Genomic DNA, 18839 nt, shown 5'->3' with positions numbered 1-18839 from the left:
GGTGGGTACCGCAATATTTATGGTGTTGATGGTCAGTGGTTACTGGTACACCAGCCGTGATTTGAACAGCCGCTTTAAAATCCGTCGTTCGTCGGGCTGGGATGTCTATTTCCTGGTCGCGCTTTACGGTTGTATTTTCGTCCTGCAGGGTGTGTTTGCGACCGGTATCATCTGGCTGGTGCTGCTCTGTATCTCCGGCATCGCCAACGCCGTCCAGATGATCCCCGGCGTCCACCTGAAGTGGCAGGTGGAGTTTATGAACTGGAGTTTCCTGGGCATCCAGGCTCCCGTGGTGATCATGCTCACCTTTGCCATTCTTCTCTGCCTTTACCGCTCAAACTGGGCAGGCAGTGCACGACTGAACGTCTCCGGTCGTAAAGACCTCTATCAGCAGCTGTCACGCTCTAATGGTGTGGAGCAACTGTTATTTCAGTGCATGGAAGAGGGCGAACTGGCGTGGATTACAATGAAGTCGCGCCGCATTTACATCGGCATGATCCATGCTTCGACTTTTGAATATGAGAGCACCAAAAATATCGTGCTGATCCCGATGCTGAGCGGATATCGCGACAGCAAGACGCTGAAGCTGGCGGTGGAACATAACTACAGCAAGTGGTACGCCGAGCACGACATCACGCTCGACTCGAAACCCAAAGATGCGATGTCGTTCCGTAAAGTGATCATGGTTGACCAGATTGAGAGTCTGTCGCTGTTCGACCCGGCCAGTGCGGCTGCGCTTTCGATGGGACATCCGCAGGAAGTGGAGAAGAGCCAGGGTAATGACGATGCGGACAGCCCGGACGATAAAAGCCGGGATGCCGCGGGTTAATCGAGCCCGATCTGTTTCCCTTAATGACAGCGCTTCATCAGGGGAAACAGATTCCACCTCACACCATATTTTCCGCCGTAAACAGCCGAAAGGCCACTTTCCCCGCCTGATAGACATCTGGCTGATAGCCGGTTTCGAGATGACTCAGCATCAGATCAATCGCTAAACGGGCATGCTGCTGAGCATGCTGATCCAGGGTAAAAGCCACTTCATCGTTCAGCAGTAGCTGGCGGGTGACATCATAAAGCTCATGGGTGATGTAGGTGCATTTACCCAGCAACTGGTGGGCGCGCAGGGTGTCGCTGACATCACTATTCCCCATCCCGGTGTTATAGACCCCTGCAATCGCTTGCGACGGACGCAGATGGCGAGCCAGTTCACTGCGAATGGTTTCCCGCTGATCCTGACCCGACAGCACTTCACGCAGATGACGCTGCGGCGCGCGCTGCTCCATGGCCTCACGGAATCCCGCGATGCGCTGACGATGGGCGCGGTAATCAAAACGGCCACTGACCATCATAATGTCGCCGGGCTGATTCACTGTCTTACTCATCAGCAGTCCGGCTGTGCGTCCCGCCTGATACTGGTCGATACCAACATGACACAAGCGGTCGGCATCGGGCAGATCGGTGACGATGGTGATTACCGGCACATTGCGGCTGCGGCACAGCGCCAGTGCCCGATAGATGGGCGGCGAGTCATGCGCAAAAACAATGATGCCGTCGCGGGTGCTGCTGCGGGCGATAATGCTTTGCGCCAGCTGCTCAGGCTGCGCTTCGGCCACCAGGGTTTTGTGTAGTTTCAGGCGGCGATAGCCAAGCTGACTGGCGACCTCGCTGAAATGGGTGGTGAGCTGTTGAAAAAAGGATGAGCCGTTATTGCTGAGGAACACCTCAATCTGCCACGGATGCTGGTACTCCTCTGGCAGCAGACGCTTCAGCCCCACTTCGCGTGCGGCTTTCAGGACTTTACGGCTGGTCTCCAGGGAGACGCCGCCGCGCTCATTCAGCACCCGATCGACCGTCGCAATCCCGACGCCTGCCATTTTTGCCACCACCTCTAAGGTGAGCTTTTTCATTCAGACTCCATGCGAAAATGGCAAATTGACTGCTGCCTGTCAGACTGTTTATCTCTTCTAACCGGTTAAAAGTAAAAGATAAAGCGATTTAATGATGGAAAGCCATCAACAGCGCTACGCCGTGGGGTTTTACCTGCAGTGCGGTCGTCTGGCTAAAAAGCACAACTGGCCGCTGCCTGGGCGGATTTACCGTTAAGCTTGTGACGAGACAATCAACGAGGAAGAAATATGGCTCAGCAAAAAGAGGTTTTGATTATTGGTGCTTCACGCGGTATCGGTCTGGCGGTGGCGCAGGCCTTTGCCGATGAGGGCTGGCAGGTCACGGCCACGCATCGCAGTGGCATCCCGGAGCAGGGTAACCGGCCAGACATTCACTGGCATTCGCTGGATATGACCCACTCATCAGCGGTTCAACAGTTTGCCAGCCAGCTCAGTGGCAAGTCGTTCGATGCGATTCTGATTAACGCCGGGATTTCCGGGCCTGCGCACCAGAAGGTGTCGCAGAGTGACGATCAGGTGCTGGCGCAACTGTTCCTGACCAATGCGATAGCCCCGGTTCGCAGCGCAGAGATCCTGTTGCCGCTGCTGAAACAGGAAGGCGTGCTGGCGCTGACCTCATCTCAGCTCGGCAGCCTGAATGAAAATCCGGAGGCGCAGATGCCGATTTACTCGGCAAGCAAAGCCGCACTGAATATGCTGAGCCGCACGCTGACTCCGGCAGTGGAAGCGCAGAGCGGGACGCTGCTGACGCTGCATCCCGGCTGGGTGAAAACGGATATGGGCGGCGAGAGTGCGCCCCTGACGGCAGAAGAGAGTGCCGCCGGTATCGTCCAGCAGCTGATCCAGTGGCGCGGTCGCGGTGGTCATCACTATGTCGATTACGCCGGCCAGCAACTGCAGTGGTAGGCTGAAGCGGGGCGGTTACGCCCCGATGTCACGCAGCGCTTTACCCTTCATCAGATTGCGTTCAATGTGCTCCAGCGTCACATGTTTGGTCTCCGGTACCAGCATCAGCGTCAGCACGATAAACACCAGGTTGAGCGCGCCGTAGAACCAGAAGGTGTTGGCATTACCCAGTTGATCCAGCATGGTCAGGAAGGTGGCGCCAACAATCATATTGCCGACCCAGTTAGTGGTGGTGGAGGCGGTAATGCCGAAATCACGCCCTTTCAGCGGCTGAATCTCTGAACAGAGCAGCCAGATCACCGGCCCGGCCGCCATCGCAAAGCCGACGATAAACATCAGCAGCATCGCGACAGCAAAGTATTTGCGGAAATCTGTCTCAACGCCGATGTGCAACAGCGTTCCCAGCACGCCCATGCCAACCGCCATCACCAGAAAACTGGTGGTGAGCATCGGCTTGCGACCCCAGCGATCGACAAAGAAGATCGCAATCAGCGTGGCCAGCATATTAACCAGCCCGACAATCACCGTGCCCCACATCTGCTCGCTGGTACTGGAGAAGCCGGCGATGTTGAAGATTTTAGGCGCGTAATACATCACCACATTCATACCGGTAAACTGCTGCATAACCTGTAGCAGCATACCCAGCCACACCGCGCGGCGGAAATTGCCATTAGAACGGAACAGCGACCAGCCGCGCTGCTTCACCTGCAGGCTTTCCCGGATCTCTTCCAGCTCCTCCCGGGCCTGTTCGCTGCTGTTACGCAGCCGATCCAGCACCCGCTGCGCCTCGTTAAAGCGTCCGTGCGCCGCCAGCCAGCGCGGACTGTTGGGCAGAAACAGCACGCCGATAAACAGGATCACCGCCGGAATGGCGATCACGCCGAGCATCCCGCGCCAGTTACCGCTGTAGCTGAACGCGGTGTCGGAGAGATAGGCCACGACAATGCCGGTGGTCAGCATCAGCTGGTACATCGAAATCATTGAGCCACGAATACGTTCAGGCGCAATCTCCGCCAGATAGAGTGGCGCGGTGTAAGAGGCGATTCCCACCGCCAGACCCAGCATCACGCGGGCACAGACCAGCGACTCCACATCCGGTGAGAAGGCTGACCACAGCGAGCCAATGACAAACAGCGTCGCCCCCGCCAGCATACTTTTCTTGCGTCCCAGCTTTGATGACATCCAGCCCGCCGCCAGTGCGCCCAGCGCCGCGCCAAACATCATCGAACTCACTACCCACTCCTGCTGATGGTTAGTGATCTGCAAATCCTTCGCCAGAAACGGCAAGGCCCCTGCAATAACGCCGATATCCAGACCAAACAGCAGGCCGGACAGCGCAGCCATGAAACAGACGAACCAGGTAAAGCGGTTCTGTTGATTTCCCGATTTTTTTGCCGCGACCATGCGAGTCTCCTTGCGGGGGGTCAGTGTCAAGATTGTTAATGTTATGTAAACATAGTCGATGCCAGTGTGGGGGCGATCACACTTCCGGCTATCACCGGTGCCACACAGCATTGCCGCGATAAGAAAGCATCAGAGATCAGCGGGTTGGTTCAGGAGAGGGAAACTGCGGCCGGGGCACGATTACGCAAAACAGGGCGCGTCAGGTCAGGTTTTGCAACTACCCGCCTGCGGCATTACACTGCCGCTTTACTGCTATTGATTGAAGGTGCTTATGTCTGAACCTTTCCAGCGTCAGCCGCTGCCTCTGCCGGGCGGCCATAAAAAAGTCCTGCTGCACTCCTGTTGCGCACCCTGCTCGGGTGAGGTGATGGAAGCGATGCTGGCATCCGGCATTGAATACACGATCTATTTCTACAACCCGAATATTCATCCGCTCAAAGAGTATGAGCTGCGTAAAGAGGAGAATATTCGCTTTGCCGAAAAATTTGGTGTGCCGTTTATTGATGCGGACTATGACCGGGATAACTGGTTTGAGCGGGCGCGCGGCCTGGAGTGGTCACCGGAACGGGGTGAACGCTGCACCATGTGCTTTGATATGCGCTTTGAACGTACGGCACTCTATGCCCATGAGAACGGCTTTCCGGTGATGACCAGTTGCCTGGGTATTTCGCGCTGGAAAGATATGAAGCAGATTAACAGCTGCGGAGTCCGCGCAGCGGCGGCGTATCCGGATCTGATGTACTGGGATTTTAACTGGCGTAAAGGCGGCGGGTCGTCGCGCATGATTGAAATCAGCAAGCGCGAGAGTTTCTATCAGCAGGAATATTGTGGCTGTGTCTATTCACTGCGCGACACCAATCGTCATCGCGTCACCCAGGGACGTGAGCGTATTCAGATTGGTGTGCAATATTATCAGCCGGATGAATCCTGATTAACCTGGATCGCGGAAAGCGTCTGCCGGCGCATATCCGCGCGTTGAGCGCGTAACAGGCCGGACTGTTACGCCACAGCTCTGCTTTATGCTTTCCGCCCGACCGTAACTGCACAGCGCACAGGGATCATCAACGTCGGCCAGCTGCTCCTTTGCCTCGTCCTTCATCAGACGTTTACGGCAGACGCTCGGCGTGCAACCCATAATCTGCTTAAAAGATCGGGTAAAGGATTGCTGGCTTTCAAAATGGTATTTCAGCGCCAGGCTGATGATGGGCGTGCGGCTGTTTTTTAAATCATGAACACTGGCGTTAAGCTTTTTCTTACGAATATATCGCGCCAGGGTTTCATTATGATAACGGGCAAAAAGTTTCTGTAAATACCACTTAGAGTAACCCGCTTTTTCTGCAATATCATCAACGCTTAAACGCTGATCCAGATTATTATTAATCCACTCAGTGATAGAGACGATCACGCTTTCGTTATATTTATTTTCGTTCATAGAACCCCCTGTTTGATTTAAGAAGATTCTAAAATATTTATCTTAATGTGCTTATTCTTTGCGTAAAGATTTTTCAGGATTTTAATCGTTATCTCTGAAGATATTCATTTGAGGGGGTGTTATTAATAAAAAAGATGAATTGTGATTAATCTGTTGGTAATTGTAGGTGAATGAATAAGTGATTCCGCGGGACAATAATCAAAACGAGCCGTGAGTCCGCAGCCAGACTCACGGTTTACCTTGCCGGAATCTCTGTAATCACGGCTATAGCACGGCACATCAATAGATTTTTGGCTGCGACATGCCAGGCTTACGGCTCACCTTTAACCTGGAGAACCCCCCGGATGAGCCCGACATACGCGCTGAAAAAACCGCTTGCCGCCTTGCTCACCTCGCTGGCGTTATTTGCTCATGCACCGGCCAGTGCCGCTGGTGTGTATGGCGAACAGCTGGAAGGATTTCAATACCCCTATCCGCTGCAGCATTTTGATTTTAAATCCCAGCAGCAATCGCTGAGTATGGGCTATATGGATGTGAAACCGGCGCAACGGGCCAACGGCGAAACCGTGGTGCTGATGCACGGTAAAAACTTCTGTGGCGCGACCTGGGAAGAGACCATTCGGGCACTCAGTCAGCAGGGATATCGCGTTATCGCGCCCGACCAGATTGGCTTCTGCAGCTCCACTAAGCCAGCCAGTTACCAGTACAGTTTTCAGCAGCTGGCAGATAACACCCATCAGTTGCTCACCCGGCTGGGTGTGAAGAAGGCGGTGATTATGGGTCACTCCACTGGCGGGATGCTGGCAACACGTTATGCGCTGATGTACCCGGAACAGACACAGAAGCTGGTGCTGGTTAACCCGATCGGGCTGGAGGACTGGAAAGCCAAAGGCGCACCGTGGCGATCCGTAGATCAGTGGTATCAGCGCGAACTCAAACTCAGCGCAGAGGGCATTAAGAAGTATGAGCAGCAGACCTACTATGTCGGTCGCTGGAAACCCGAATATGACAAGTGGGTTGATATGCTGGCCGGACTCAACAGTGGGCCGGGCCACCAGAAGGTGGCGTGGAACTCCGCCTTAATCTACGACATGATCTTCACGCAGCCCGTATTTTATGAATTCGGCGATCTGAAAGTGCCCACCACGCTGATGATCGGCACCTCAGACACGACTGCCATCGGCAGTGATATCGCCCCGGCAGAGGTGAAAGCCCGGCTGGGTGATTACGCGGTACTGGGGAAAGAGGTCGCAAAACGCATTCCGGGGGCGCGCTTAATCGAATTCCCCGGTATGGGACACGCGCCGCAAATGGAAGAACCGGCAAAATTTAACCAGACGCTGCTCGACGATCTGGCGCGTCCCTGAACCGTCAGGCGCTGCGGCGCCTGACCTTAGATCGCCACGCGTTTCTGCTTTTTACTGAGGTACATCTGCTCATCGCTGTCGTGCAGCAACTGCTCCAGCGATTGCGGATGCGCCGCGTCAAACTCCACGACGCCGGACGAGAATTGCAGGCGGTAACGGCGGTTCAGACTGACTGATTGCTGTTGCAGATAACGGTCAAACTGCAGGAGCAGCGCTTCGCTCTGCTGCTGCTGCAGACCATTAAACAGCACCACAAACTCATCGCCGCCAAGACGGGCAAACAGATCCGAATGCTTGAACACCACTTTCATCGCATCGGCAAAGTCCATCAGCGCGCGGTCGCCTTCACGGTGGCCCAGCGTGTCATTAATCTGCTTAAATTTGTCGAGATCGAGAAAGGTCAGGCAGGCGGGCCGGTTTTTCAGCCGGCACTCGTTCAGCACCATCTGTCCCAGCGTCATAAAGCCGCGACGATTGGTGATCTGCGTCAGTTCATCACAGGTGGCAGTCTGAAAGGCGACCAGTTCCGCTTCGGCCATGGCGGCCAGGTCGCGCATCGTGGCCTGATCCTCTTCATTAAACTGACGCGGTTCACGACCAATGATACAGAGGGTACCCATTTTAGCGCCGCCCGGTGCCCGCAGCGGACAGCCGGCATAAAAGCGGATGTGCGGTTCGCCGGTAACCAGCGGATTATCATAAAAACGTTCATCTTCTGCGGCATCTTCAACGATCATAATCTCATCCTGCAGGATGGCATGGCCGCAAAACGAGATGTCGCGGGGAGATCCTGCGGGTTCATATCCCTGAGCGGATTTAAACCACTGATGGTCAGCTTCCAGCAGGCTGACTAACGCGATAGGAACGTCATACAGGCGGCGCGCCAGACGGGTTAAACGATCAAATCGTTCTTCCGCTGGTGTGTTCATTATGTTCAGCGCACGCAACTGCGATAAACGTTGTGCCTCGTCGGCAGCGATTTCAGGTGCTTTCATCACAGAGCCCTTTATTTTTTTAGCTCAAGCCAGGTTCTGGTGTTTGCCTTACGGCGAAGAAGAAGAGCGTGACATAGCCATCACGCTCTTTATAAGGAGGGGATCAGAGCACTTTTTGTTCGGCGAGATCAAGGGCGAAATAGCTGAAAATCAGGTCTGCACCGGCGCGTTTAATCGCACCCAGGCTTTCCAGCACCACATTGCGTTCATCAATGGCACCAGCCTGAGCGGCGAATTTGATCATCGCGTATTCACCACTCACCTGATAAGCCGCCAGCGGCAATTCGGTACGTTCACGGATATCGCGCAGGATATCCAGATAAGCACCTGCCGGTTTCACCATCAGTGAATCCGCGCCCTGCGCCGCGTCGAGCAGCGATTCACGGATCGCTTCACGGCGGTTCATCGGGTTCATCTGGTAGGTTTTACGGTCGCCTTTCAGCGCCGTTCCGGCCGCTTCACGGAACGGGCCGTAAAACGAGGAGGCGAATTTGGTGGAGTAGGACATGATGGCGGTCTGAGTGAAGCCCGCGGCGTCCAGTGCCCGGCGAATCGCCTCAACCTGACCATCCATCGCCGCTGACGGGGCGATGAAATCCGCACCGGCTGCGGCGGCAACGACGGCCTGCTTACCCAGGTTTTCCAGGGTTGCATCGTTATCGACGCCGTGATCACACAACACGCCACAGTGGCCGTGGCTGGTGTATTCACAGAAGCAGGTGTCAGACATCACGATCATTTCTGGCACGGTATCTTTGCAGATGCGGGACATACGTGCCACCAGACCGTTCTCGTTCCAGGCATCGCTGCCGGTGGCATCGGTGTGGTGCGAAATACCGAAGGTCATCACCGAGCGGATACCCGCTTTGGCGATGCGCTCAATTTCATAGGCGAGACGTTTTTCCGGAATACGCATCACGCCAGGCATCGCCTGAATCGCTTTGTAATCGTCGACTTCTTCTTCAACAAAGATGGGCAGAGCCAGATCGTTCAGGCTCAGTGAGGACTCCTGGAACATTTCACGCATTGAGGCGCTGGCGCGCAATCTTCTTGGGCGCTGGATAAGGGAATAATCAGACATTTTCATTCTTACGCAGGTGAAAAAAGTGACAACAGTTTACTCCCTTTGCCCGCGAGGGATGAAGGTTTGTGTGCGGTAAGAGAGGGGGAAAAGAACTCTCCCGCCGGGCGGCGGGAGAGCAGAACGATTACTCGTTGATATCCGGATGCTGCTGCACCAGGTTTTTACGTTTCGCTTCCAGACGGGAGATCTCTTCGTCGATATCTTCGATTTTGTGCTCGATGTTATCGTGATGTTCCTGCAGGATTTCGCGCGCTTCTTCCATATCAGAAGCCGCCGGTGTTGCCCCTTTCAGGGGCTTATTGGCAGTTTCTTTCATGTACAGACCGGTAATCAGACCAATCACTGCCACCACCATCAGATAGTAGGCTGGCATGTAGAGGTTATTGGTCGTTTCTACCAGCCAGGCAGCCAGCGTTGGCGTCAGACCGGCAACCAGTACCGAGATGTTAAACGCACTCGCCAGCGCACTGTAGCGGATGTGCGTCGGGAACATCGCAGGCAGTGAAGAGGCCATCACGCCAGTAAAGGCGTTGAGGATTACCGCCAGCAGCAGCAGACCACCAAAAATCAGTCCCAGTACGCCACTGTTGATCATCATAAAGGCAGGAATCGCGAAGATCATCAGGGCGATACTGCCGATGATGACAAACGGACGACGGCCGAAACGGTCACTCATCATGCCGATCATTGGCTGGACAAACAGCATACCGATCATGATGGCGATGATAATCATCACACCGTGGTCTTCGCTGTAGTGCAGGTTATGTGACAGGTAGCTCGGCATGTACGTCAGCAACATGTAGTAGGTGACGTTAGTGGCGATAACCAGACCGACACAGGAGAGCAGGCTACGCCAGTGTTTGGTCGCAATCTCTTTAAACGATACCTGTGGACCATCCTGCAGGCCTTCGCGGTCGCCCTGTTCCAGTTTGTCTACGTGCTGCTGGAATGCCGGGGTCTCTTCCAGCGCATGACGCAGGTAAAGACCGATAATTCCCAGCGGCAGCGCGACGAAGAACGGCAGACGCCAGCCCCACTCAAGGAAACTCTCTTCTCCGATAATGGAGGAAATCAGCACCACCAGGCCCGCACCGAGCACGAAGCCCGCAATCGAACCAAAGTCGAGCCAGCTTCCCATAAAGCCGCGTTTACGGTCAGGCGAATATTCGGCCACAAAGATTGAGGCACCGGTATATTCACCGCCCACCGAGAAGCCCTGAGCCATCTTCGCTAACAGCAGCAGAATAGGAGCCCAGATGCCGATGGAGGCGTAGGACGGTATCAGGCCGATACAGAAGGTACTGACCGACATGATGATGATGGTGATGGAGAGGATTTTCTGACGACCATATTTGTCGCCCAGCATACCGAAGAACAGTCCACCCAGCGGGCGAATCAGGAAAGGAACAGAGAAAGTGGCGAGCGCCGCAATCATCTGAACGCCCGGTGAAACGTCCGGGAAAAAGACCTTACCCAGCGCATAGGCCACAAAGCCGTAAACACCGAAGTCGAACCACTCCATCGCGTTGCCCAGAGAGGCCGCGGTGATGGCTTTACGTAAACGGGTATCATCGATGATAGTCACATCATCGATCCCAATTGGTTTTACACGCTTCCTACGCAATTTCATAGAATTACCCTGTATTGGAACACGAAAGTCCTCAACGGCGCGAGCCGGGTGTGAGTCGTTCAGACCGCTGCGTTGAGAAATTTAAGCATAGCCGTAAATAAGCACTGTTTATGCGCCGGCAGACACAATAATTACTGTTGTGATTATTGCGAACAGCGACAGAGTATACCGTTTTTGTGTGATATCTGTCATGTTTGGGCTACATCCGGCCTGTTTTTACAACAAATAGAGCTGTTTGCAACCGCAAAAAAATTATCACTGAGCGTGACGACCGCCGTTTTTTTCAGCAAAACAGGGTCAAAGAGAGGGAAGTTACGAGGCATGCTGGCACCGGAAGCGGTTATCCGCTTTGCATCACAGGGCGGAGAGCAGAAAGATGAGTGAGTGTGGCTCGACTGGCGGTTCAGCTGCCATCTGCTCTGGTTCAGACGTCGGGTTCCTGCCGGGTCTGAAGAGCCAGCTCCCGTTCAATCGGCTGTTCGCCCCGATCGGTCAGCCAGGCAACCAGCGCCGTGTTGTCCATCGGGCGGGCATAATAATAGCCCTGGATAAAGACCACGCCGCGCCGTTGCAGATAGCTGAACTGTAACGCGGTCTCAACGCCTTCTCCCAGCACTTCCAGCTCAAGCTCATGGCTGAGCTGGATAATGGCGTCCAGCACCGGCGTTCTGCCCTCCAGGGATTCAATCGCGTTGATAAAGCCGCGATCGATTTTCAGATAATCTATCGTGAAGGTCTGTAAATAGCTCAGCGAACAGTGACCGGTCCCAAAATCATCAATCGCGACCTTCATTCCGCAACCACGTAACTGCTCCAGCTTGCGTGCCACCTCAGCGCCATCTTTGATCAGGCTGCGTTCGGTCAGCTCCAGGGTAATCAGGAACTGCTTATCTTTGATCCGTTCGGCAAACTGCAGCATATCGTCGACAAAGTCAGGATGCTGCAGATGATCCGCCGCCACGTTAATGGCCAGGTGGAAATGGGGCTCAACCTGCCACGCCTGCACATCCTCTGCAATTAAATCGAGCAGATGGCGGGTCAGCGGCACAATCATGCCTTCCGCTTCTGCTGCGCCGATAAAAATATCTGGCCGCACGCCTTTCCCGTCGGGCGTTGTCCAGCGCAGCAGGGCTTCAGCGCCGCTGCAGCGGTGCAGCCGGTTGTCATAGACCGGCTGATAGTGCGCTCTGAACTGGCCGCTGGTGATGGCCCGGCGAATCTCATCGCGCCATGAAATACGCCGTTTCAGCCAGTTCGCCATCAGCATCATCAGCAGAATAGAGAAGATAGCGGCCATCGGCATGATGATAAACATCACCTGACGCCAGGCCGAGATCAGTTCAGAGGGTGAGGCAATGAGGGTGACAGAGAGCGGATAGCGATGGGAGATAGCCTGGTAAATCATGGGTTCAAACCAGCTGGACGCGGCGATGTGTGGATCGCCAAACGAGATCGGCGCGCCGCCGCTGAACGTCATGCTGAAATGATAGAGATGGCTGCTGCTGATCGCGCGCATAAAATCGATCAGATACTGGCCATCAATTACTGCCCAGAATCCCTCGCCATCGGGCAAATCGCGCATAAAAATCACGGCCGGACGATTCGGTACGCCCGATGTCCCGGCAATGGACAGACTCCACCAGGCTTTTCCGGTAACCGGCGCGTCGCGCATGATCATCTCTTTCAGCAGGCCTGGGCGTGAACCATACACCGACGAGCAGGCGATGTGATCCTGCTCCATTTTACCGATCGCACGAAAATAGGGATTTAGCGAGCCAATGCGCTGCAACTGGTTTTCAATCTGGCTGCAGGGCTGATGATGAAACTGGCGCAGCACGGTAATCATATCCCAGGCGCTGTCGCTCATTCTTTCAGCCTGAGATAACAGCGTATTCGCCGCGGTGACCTGCTGCTGATACACGGTGTGGCGCGCATCCAGGGCGGTGAAAAAAATGCCAATAATCAGAGGCAGCACGCCGGAAATAATAATCACCAGCCTGGCGTAGTCGCGTTTTCGTTTCAGTAGCGGCACCGCTGAATCCTCTGAGTATTATTGGTGTTATGCGGAGGTGCTGATCAGTGGCGCAGCATAGCATCTCTCCGGGCGGTGCAGATTAGCGTTTTTGCGATCAGGAGAACTGACTAAGGTCAATTATCGACCAGACATTGCATTTTTTGACAGGTTGTTTGGTTTTCGTTGCGATGCAGCAAAACAATCAGGTGAAAACGGGAGGCAGGCAGGGTAAAAGGCCGATCCGCCGCAGTGGCCAGGAGAGACCCTGGCCCGTCACAGGGCGGGCGCAGGGCAGGACGTTTTACTTAATCGGCAAAATAGATCTGTTTCAGCGCTACTTCAACGCCGCGCAGTTCGGCAAGGCCTTTCAGGCGGCCAATGGCGGAATAACCGGGATTGGTGCGCTTATGCAGGTCGTCCAGCATCTGATGGCCGTGATCGGGACGCATGGGAATCGCCCGCAGGTTGCCCGCCCGACGGCGGCGCTGCTCTTCCGCCAGAATAACCTTGATCACGCCGACCATATCGACGTCGCCCGCCAGATGCGCCGCTTCATGGAAGCTGGCCGGGTTTGCCTCGCGTTTTGTGGCGCGCAGATGGATAAAGTTAATGCGGTCGGCATAGGTTTCCGCCATCTCAACCAGCGCGTTGTCGGCACGCACGCCATAGGAGCCGGTACAGAAACAGAAACCGTTGTGCAGGCTGTCCACGGTTTCTTTCAGCCACTGCATATCTTCCTGGGTAGAAATAATGCGTGGCAGGCCCAGAATAGGACGTGGTGGGTCATCCGGATGCACCGCCAGTTTAACGCCCGTTTCCTCCGCAACCGGCACGATGGCGCGCAGGAAGGTCGCCATATGCTCGCGCAGTTTCGCTTTGTCGATGCCGTCATACTGCGTCAGCTGCGCCTGAAACTGCTCCAGGGTGTAACCCTCTTCGGCGCCTGGCAGACCGGCGATAATATTGCGCACCAGGGTGCTTTTCTCTTCTGCGCTCATGGCGGCAAAGCGCTGAGCGGCGGCCTGCTGCTCGGCAGCGCTGTAATCCTGCTCCGCCCCCGGACGCTGCAACAGATAAAGCTCGAAGGCCGCAAAAGCGTCGGCGTCGAAGCGCAGCGCTTTTGCGCCATCCGGCAGCGTCCAGGCGAGGTCGGTTCGCGTCCAGTCCAGCACCGGCATGAAGTTGTAGCAGACGGTATCAATGCCGCAGGCGGCCAGATTGCGTATCGACTGCTGATAATTAGCGATATAGCGAAGGTAGTCACCACACTGGGTTTTAATCGCCTCATGGACCGGGATGCTCTCTACCACCGACCAGACCAGACCTTTTTCCGCCAGCAGTGCCTGACGCGCTTTAATCTCCTCAACCGGCCATACCTCGCCGTTAGGGATATGGTGCAGCGCCGTCACAATGCCGGTCGCGCCCGCCTGACGCGCATCATCCAGTGAGACCGGGTCGTTGGGGCCGTACCATCGCCATGTATGTTCCATTTTTACTCCTCAACTGTGATGTGGCCCAGTGGTCAGGCCGCTGGGCCAAGAGTATGATAGTGGACAAAACAGGGCCGTGATCCGGATCGCAGCATGACAAACTGCATCGGTGAAGAGATCGCTTTTACGTGCAATCAGAGGAGAGGGTGATGACGCTGCCAGTAATAAAAACCGAGCGCCTGTACCGTCAGATCGCCAACGTCATCATGGCCGGTATCACGCGCGGTGACTTTGTGGCAGGTGGTTTACTGCCACCGGAGCGTGAGCTGGCAAAACAGCTGGGTGTCAGTCGTTCATCAGTGCGTGAAGCATTGATTGCGCTGGAGATGACCGGCTGGGTCGATATCCGCACGGGCAACGGCGTTTACGTCGCCCAGCCGTTGCCGCAGGCTGCGGTTCCGCAGGAGAGCGAAACCTGCAGTCTGCAGGATCTGTTGCAGGCGCGTGAAGCCTTTGAAGGGATGCTGGCAGGATTTGCCGCACGTAACGGCACTACCGTTCAGCGGGCAGCACTGCTGGCGCTGACCGCTGAACTGCAGCAGTACAATGAAAACGACGCGGCCTTTCTGGAGCAGGACAAGCGCTTCCATCTGCTGATCAGTGAGATGAGCGGCAATGATGTATTACGCGACCTGCTGGAGCAGTTATGGAACCGGCGCCACAGCCCGCATGTGCAGCGACTGGAGCGCCATTATGCCGATAACAGCTTCGCGCAGGAGATGAACGCTGACCATCAGCAGATCGCCAATGCGATTGTGGCGGGCGATGAAGCAGCAGCCCGTCAGGCGATGGAGAGCCATCTCCAGCACGTGCAGCAGCGGCTACTTGGTTAATGCCCGTGCCCGCTTAGGTCGTCCGGTGCCCAGCATAATCGCCAGACGGCTGCCGCCTGGCGTGGTTTCCATCAGAATTTTAGTAATGCTGGTGAGCGGTACCGAGAGCAGCATGCCGACCGGACCGAGCAGCCAGCCCCAGAACACCAGCGACAGAAACACCACCAGTGTCGATAAGCCAAGACCGCGCCCCATCAGGCGCGGCTCCAGCATATTGCCAAACACCATATGAATCGCGGTAAACAGCGCCGCCACCATCGCCGCATCAAACAGGCTGTTCAGTAACAACGCCTGCAGGAAGGGCGGGATACCGGCGATAATCGGGCCGATATTGGGAATAAAGTTGAGGATAAACGCCACGACACCCCATAACAGCGCAAACTTCACATCCAGCAGATAGAGACTCAGCCAGACTGCGATGCCGGTTATCAGACTCACCAGGGTTTTCAGCGCCAGATAGTGCGTGACGCCTTTCAGCGCTTTATGCAATCCGGCGATGCGAATTTTCGGATTCACCAGCGCGTTGCGCATTTTATAGGGCAGGTGATGGACCTCAAACAGCATAAAGACCACGGTCAGCACCAGCAGCACGGTATTGGTCATCGCGCCGGAAAAGCCGCTCAGTGCCACGGTAGCCAGGTTCATCATGGTATTAGGATCGAAACGCTGTACCAGCGCATCGGTTGAAATATTAAGATGAAAGCCCGCCGCCAGATGTTGCAGCACCGTCATTTTCTGCTCCATGGTGGCGCGCAGTTGCGGATAGAGATCGGAAAACTCGCTCATTGAGCTGGCAATAATGGCACCCAGCAGCACGAGTGCGCAGAAGATCACCGTGATCACCAGCCCAATCGCCAGTCCACGGCGGAAGCCACGCCGCATCAGCATCGTCACCAGTGGATTCAGCACAATGGCAAAGAACGCCGCCAGCAGCAGCGGAACCAGAATATCGGACGCTGCCCGAACCCCGGCGAGGATAATGACCAGCATCGCCAGTTTTATCAGAATATTTTGTCCGATCTTTTCCCGTTGCAGCTCGCTCATTCTCTCTCTCATAACGTAATTTGGCTGTTGAAAGTGTAGCTGAAACAAAATTAACAATCTGATTTATCAGAGAAACGGTAAAGCGTGGTGGCAGGTGGATGATGTAATCAGCGCCACAGCACTCAGCTATCGCGGCAGAGCAGCAACTCCCCATTGTGCCGGTTTTTACCCGGCTTTCTGCTGCACGTGCGGGCAGGGGCAGCCGCCCGATAACCGTGTCATTAAGAGGCACCAGTGGTGAAAGCGGGTATAGTTAAAGGATAAACCTTATCATTCAGCCAAATACGAGCGCGAGGACTCATGCCTGAACAACCTGCCGCGGAACCGAACACCCCATCCGGAAACCTGAACATCTCTCTGCTGATCCTCTCTATCGTGGCCTACAACTTTGCCAGCTATCTCACTATCGGTCTGCCGCTGGCGGTATTGCCAGGATGGGTGCATGACCAGCTGGGCTTCAGCGCATTCTGGGCGGGCCTGGTGATCAGCCTGCAATATGTGGCGACGCTGCTGAGCCGCCCACACGCCGGACGCTATGCCGATCTCTGGGGGCCAAAGAAAGTGGTGGTGACCGGCCTGGTGGGCTGTCTGATCAGCGGGTTGTGTATTTTGCTGGCGGCGCTCATCGAATCACCGCTGTTAAGCCTGACGCTACTCTGCGTGGGCCGCTTGATTCTGGGCGTGGGTCAGAGTTTTACCGGCACCGGCACCTCGTTGTGGGGTGTGGCGCGGGTGGGTTCGCTGCACATTGGCCGGGTTATCTCCTGGAACGGCATTGTCACTTATGGCGCGATGGCGATTGGTGCGCCGCTCGGCGTGGTGATATTCCGGGCGGGTGGCCTGCTGTGGCTGTCGCTGGTCATTGTTGCTATCTGCGTGGTAGGCATCGTCTGCGCGGTGCCGCGTCCGGCCGTAAAAGCCAGCCGGGCCAGACCCCTGCCGTTTCGTGCGGTGCTGGGGAAAATCGCCGGTTTTGGTGCGATTCTGGCGATGGGTTCGGCGGGTTTCGGTGTCATCGCCACCTTTATTACCCTGTTCTATCAGGATAAAGGCTGGGAAGGGGCCGCCTTTGCGCTCTCCCTGTTCAGCGGCGCTTTCGTCGGCGCGCGCCTGCTGTTCCCGAATGCGATTAACCGCCACGGCGGTCTGCGGGTCGCAAGCATCTGTCTGGCGGTTGAAGCCGCCGGACTGTTTCTGGTGGCCGCAGCGGGTGATCCCTGGATGGCAAAAGCGGGCGCATTTCTGACCGGTGCCGGGTTCTCGCTGGTATTCCCGGCGCTGGGCGTGGTGGCGGTAAAAGTGGTGCCGCAGCAGAATCAGGGCAGCGCGCTGGCGACCTACACCGCCTTTATGGATCTGTCGCTGGGGATAACCGGGCCACTTGCCGGATTCATCATGACTTATGCGGGTGTCTCACGCGTCTACCTGCTCACGGCGCTGCTGGTCTGCGTCGCTTTTTTCTGCACGCTGCGCATGCAGCGGCGTCAGGCGGTGTTGCCGGCAGCAGACGATTCTTCAGGATAAAAAAAATGGCCCAGCAGCGGGCCAGAACGTCTTTTCAGACACAGATAAACCGATTAATGGTGCGCGCAAAGCGCAGAACAGGATTCAGGCTTGCAGCAGTTCAATACTGTTGCGGATCTGGCGTTCAACCTCCGCAGGGGTCCAGTTGCTGAGCTGACTGGAGAAAGGCTCAAAGGCATAAACGCCCTTATAGCCAAGCATCTCCAGCCGCTTCACCTGCACCACGCTCTTCAGTACATCGTTATCACTCAGCATGATGCGTTCTTCATCGGTCAGTTCGGCGGTCGGACGGCGATCTTCCACGCCCGAAAGGTGCACCAGACCGATCTGGTTAACATCAATGCCGGCTGGAAACTCCTGCTCAGCCTGCTCATAGAGATGATGGTGAAAGGTATCCAGCAATAACTTAAAGGGCACGTCCGCCGCGGCGATCAATTGCTGCGCTTGTACCGCCGAACGCAGCGAGCTGACCGGAAAACCCAGCGGCTCCACCAGCCCCTGAATGCCATAGTGGGCAAAGCGCGGGGCCAGCTGCTGCATCGCCGCCTGGGTTTGCTGAGGTGACACGGCTATCCCCTCATTCAGCGGACACATGACCAGCGCCTTTGCACCAATCTGTTGTGCTGTCTGTAACAGTGCTTCGGCCCGGGCCAGTAGCGCGTCATCAATGCGGTTAAACGGATAGAGCGCATTAATGGTGATGATATCAATATGATACCTGTCGGTCAGAGCGCGCAGCTGATCGGTGCTGAGATCGTCAGTGACGCTGCCGCCCGGCATGTCATTACGCAGTTCAACCTTGCTCAGCCCCAGGCGCTGAACCAGCTGAAAAAATGCCTCCAGCGAGAGCCGGGGCGCAATTTTGCGGTTGATACAGAAACGGGTTGGATCGATGGCCATGCGCTGACTCCGGGACAGGAGGATGATGCGACCAAAGAGAACATTTATTTCATTAATAGTGAATAATGAAACACAAATTATTAGATCAGCCTCGCATTAATTTCATATTCCGTTTCAGCCCGATGCATAAAGGCTGGATCGACTTCGCAGTAAAACGCCCAAACCACTCCCCGGCTATTACCCTGCTACGCTAAGGCTGGCCGCTATTAGTGGCCTCCCGTCATCGTGATGCCGCGAGAGACTAAGTAGCGGGAAAAATGCGATCTGTGCCGCTAAAATCAAATTTTCCAAAAAGATCCATTTGAAAAA

The 18839-nt window shown here is 55.5% G+C and carries 16 protein-coding genes; 6 read left to right on the top strand and 10 right to left on the bottom strand.

Going from position 1 to position 18839, the window contains the following annotated elements; translation table 11 throughout:
• The first annotated feature begins 1 nt into the window (after position 1).
• Positions 2 to 829 carry a hypothetical protein gene (locus tag HFD94_RS17390; protein WP_010253387.1) on the top strand — a complete coding sequence of 276 codons (828 nt, stop codon included), beginning with the start codon at positions 2 to 4 and terminating at the stop codon, positions 827 to 829.
• A 58-nt stretch (positions 830 to 887) separates the two neighbouring features.
• Here the strand turns inward: HFD94_RS17390 and HFD94_RS17385 are convergent, their stop codons facing one another.
• Positions 888 to 1907, bottom strand: a complete 1020-nt coding sequence (locus tag HFD94_RS17385; protein WP_033773085.1) for a LacI family DNA-binding transcriptional regulator — start codon at positions 1905 to 1907, stop codon at positions 888 to 890.
• A gap of 228 nt (positions 1908 to 2135) precedes the next feature.
• Between HFD94_RS17385 and HFD94_RS17380 the strand changes: the two genes are divergently transcribed.
• Positions 2136 to 2813: an SDR family oxidoreductase gene (locus tag HFD94_RS17380; protein WP_022623996.1), complete on the top strand. Its 678-nt coding sequence runs from the start codon at positions 2136 to 2138 to the stop codon at positions 2811 to 2813.
• A gap of 15 nt (positions 2814 to 2828) precedes the next feature.
• On the opposite strand, the gene HFD94_RS17375 is transcribed toward HFD94_RS17380, so the two are convergent.
• A complete protein-coding gene (locus tag HFD94_RS17375) occupies positions 2829 to 4217 on the bottom strand; it encodes a sugar porter family MFS transporter (RefSeq protein WP_010253379.1) in 1389 nt (462 codons plus the stop codon).
• Positions 4218 to 4488: 271 nt separating this feature from the next.
• Here HFD94_RS17375 and HFD94_RS17370 point away from each other — a divergent pair, with 271 nt between their 5' ends.
• Positions 4489 to 5148 carry an epoxyqueuosine reductase QueH gene (locus HFD94_RS17370; protein ID WP_022623997.1) on the top strand — a complete coding sequence of 220 codons (660 nt, stop codon included), beginning with the start codon at positions 4489 to 4491 and terminating at the stop codon, positions 5146 to 5148.
• Here the strand turns inward: HFD94_RS17370 and HFD94_RS17365 are convergent, their stop codons facing one another.
• Complete coding sequence (locus HFD94_RS17365) at positions 5149 to 5649, bottom strand: helix-turn-helix domain-containing protein (RefSeq protein ID WP_167433317.1); 501 nt, start codon at positions 5647 to 5649, stop codon at positions 5149 to 5151.
• Between the two features lie 344 nt (positions 5650 to 5993).
• Here HFD94_RS17365 and HFD94_RS17360 point away from each other — a divergent pair, with 344 nt between their 5' ends.
• On the top strand, positions 5994 to 7016 hold the full coding sequence (locus tag HFD94_RS17360) for an alpha/beta fold hydrolase (protein ID WP_010253371.1): 1023 nt from the start codon (positions 5994 to 5996) through the stop codon (positions 7014 to 7016).
• A gap of 26 nt (positions 7017 to 7042) precedes the next feature.
• Here the strand turns inward: HFD94_RS17360 and HFD94_RS17355 are convergent, their stop codons facing one another.
• The 5 genes from HFD94_RS17355 to uxuA form a co-directional block, all read right to left on the bottom strand.
• Positions 7043 to 8011: a diguanylate cyclase gene (locus HFD94_RS17355; protein ID WP_010253370.1), complete on the bottom strand. Its 969-nt coding sequence runs from the start codon at positions 8009 to 8011 to the stop codon at positions 7043 to 7045.
• 103 nt (positions 8012 to 8114) lie between these two features.
• Entirely contained in the window at positions 8115 to 9092 is a 978-nt protein-coding gene (hemB, locus tag HFD94_RS17350) for a porphobilinogen synthase (RefSeq protein WP_010671515.1), read from the bottom strand.
• A gap of 127 nt (positions 9093 to 9219) precedes the next feature.
• Positions 9220 to 10725: a glycine betaine/L-proline transporter ProP gene (gene proP, locus HFD94_RS17345; protein WP_010253365.1), complete on the bottom strand. Its 1506-nt coding sequence runs from the start codon at positions 10723 to 10725 to the stop codon at positions 9220 to 9222.
• A gap of 424 nt (positions 10726 to 11149) precedes the next feature.
• On the bottom strand, positions 11150 to 12757 hold the full coding sequence (locus HFD94_RS17340; protein WP_167433316.1) for an EAL domain-containing protein: 1608 nt from the start codon (positions 12755 to 12757) through the stop codon (positions 11150 to 11152).
• Positions 12758 to 13044: 287 nt separating this feature from the next.
• Positions 13045 to 14229: a mannonate dehydratase gene (gene uxuA, locus HFD94_RS17335; RefSeq protein WP_159227128.1), complete on the bottom strand. Its 1185-nt coding sequence runs from the start codon at positions 14227 to 14229 to the stop codon at positions 13045 to 13047.
• A gap of 149 nt (positions 14230 to 14378) precedes the next feature.
• On the opposite strand from uxuA, the gene HFD94_RS17330 reads away from it, so the two are divergent.
• Entirely contained in the window at positions 14379 to 15062 is a 684-nt protein-coding gene (locus HFD94_RS17330; RefSeq protein WP_010253357.1) for a FadR/GntR family transcriptional regulator, read from the top strand.
• Here HFD94_RS17330 and HFD94_RS17325 read toward each other — a convergent pair.
• Positions 15051 to 16106 (bottom strand): AI-2E family transporter, encoded by a 1056-nt coding sequence (locus tag HFD94_RS17325; RefSeq protein WP_010253354.1) that lies wholly within the window; start codon positions 16104 to 16106, stop codon positions 15051 to 15053. The two genes, HFD94_RS17330 and HFD94_RS17325, sit on opposite strands and share 12 nt — an antisense overlap.
• Positions 16107 to 16406: 300 nt before the next feature.
• Here HFD94_RS17325 and HFD94_RS17320 point away from each other — a divergent pair, with 300 nt between their 5' ends.
• Complete coding sequence (locus tag HFD94_RS17320; RefSeq protein WP_033773075.1) at positions 16407 to 17630, top strand: MFS transporter; 1224 nt, start codon at positions 16407 to 16409, stop codon at positions 17628 to 17630.
• An 84-nt stretch (positions 17631 to 17714) separates the two neighbouring features.
• On the opposite strand, the gene HFD94_RS17315 is transcribed toward HFD94_RS17320, so the two are convergent.
• Positions 17715 to 18530: a TIM barrel protein gene (locus tag HFD94_RS17315; RefSeq protein WP_033759068.1), complete on the bottom strand. Its 816-nt coding sequence runs from the start codon at positions 18528 to 18530 to the stop codon at positions 17715 to 17717.
• Positions 18531 to 18839 lie beyond the last annotated feature (309 nt).

The organism is Pantoea sp. EKM20T (assembly GCF_011800485.1).
GTDB lineage: Bacteria > Pseudomonadota > Gammaproteobacteria > Enterobacterales > Enterobacteriaceae > Pantoea > Pantoea agglomerans.
The sequence above is the reverse complement of the archived record's forward strand: the minus strand, read 5'-3'. Positions and strand labels throughout refer to the sequence as shown.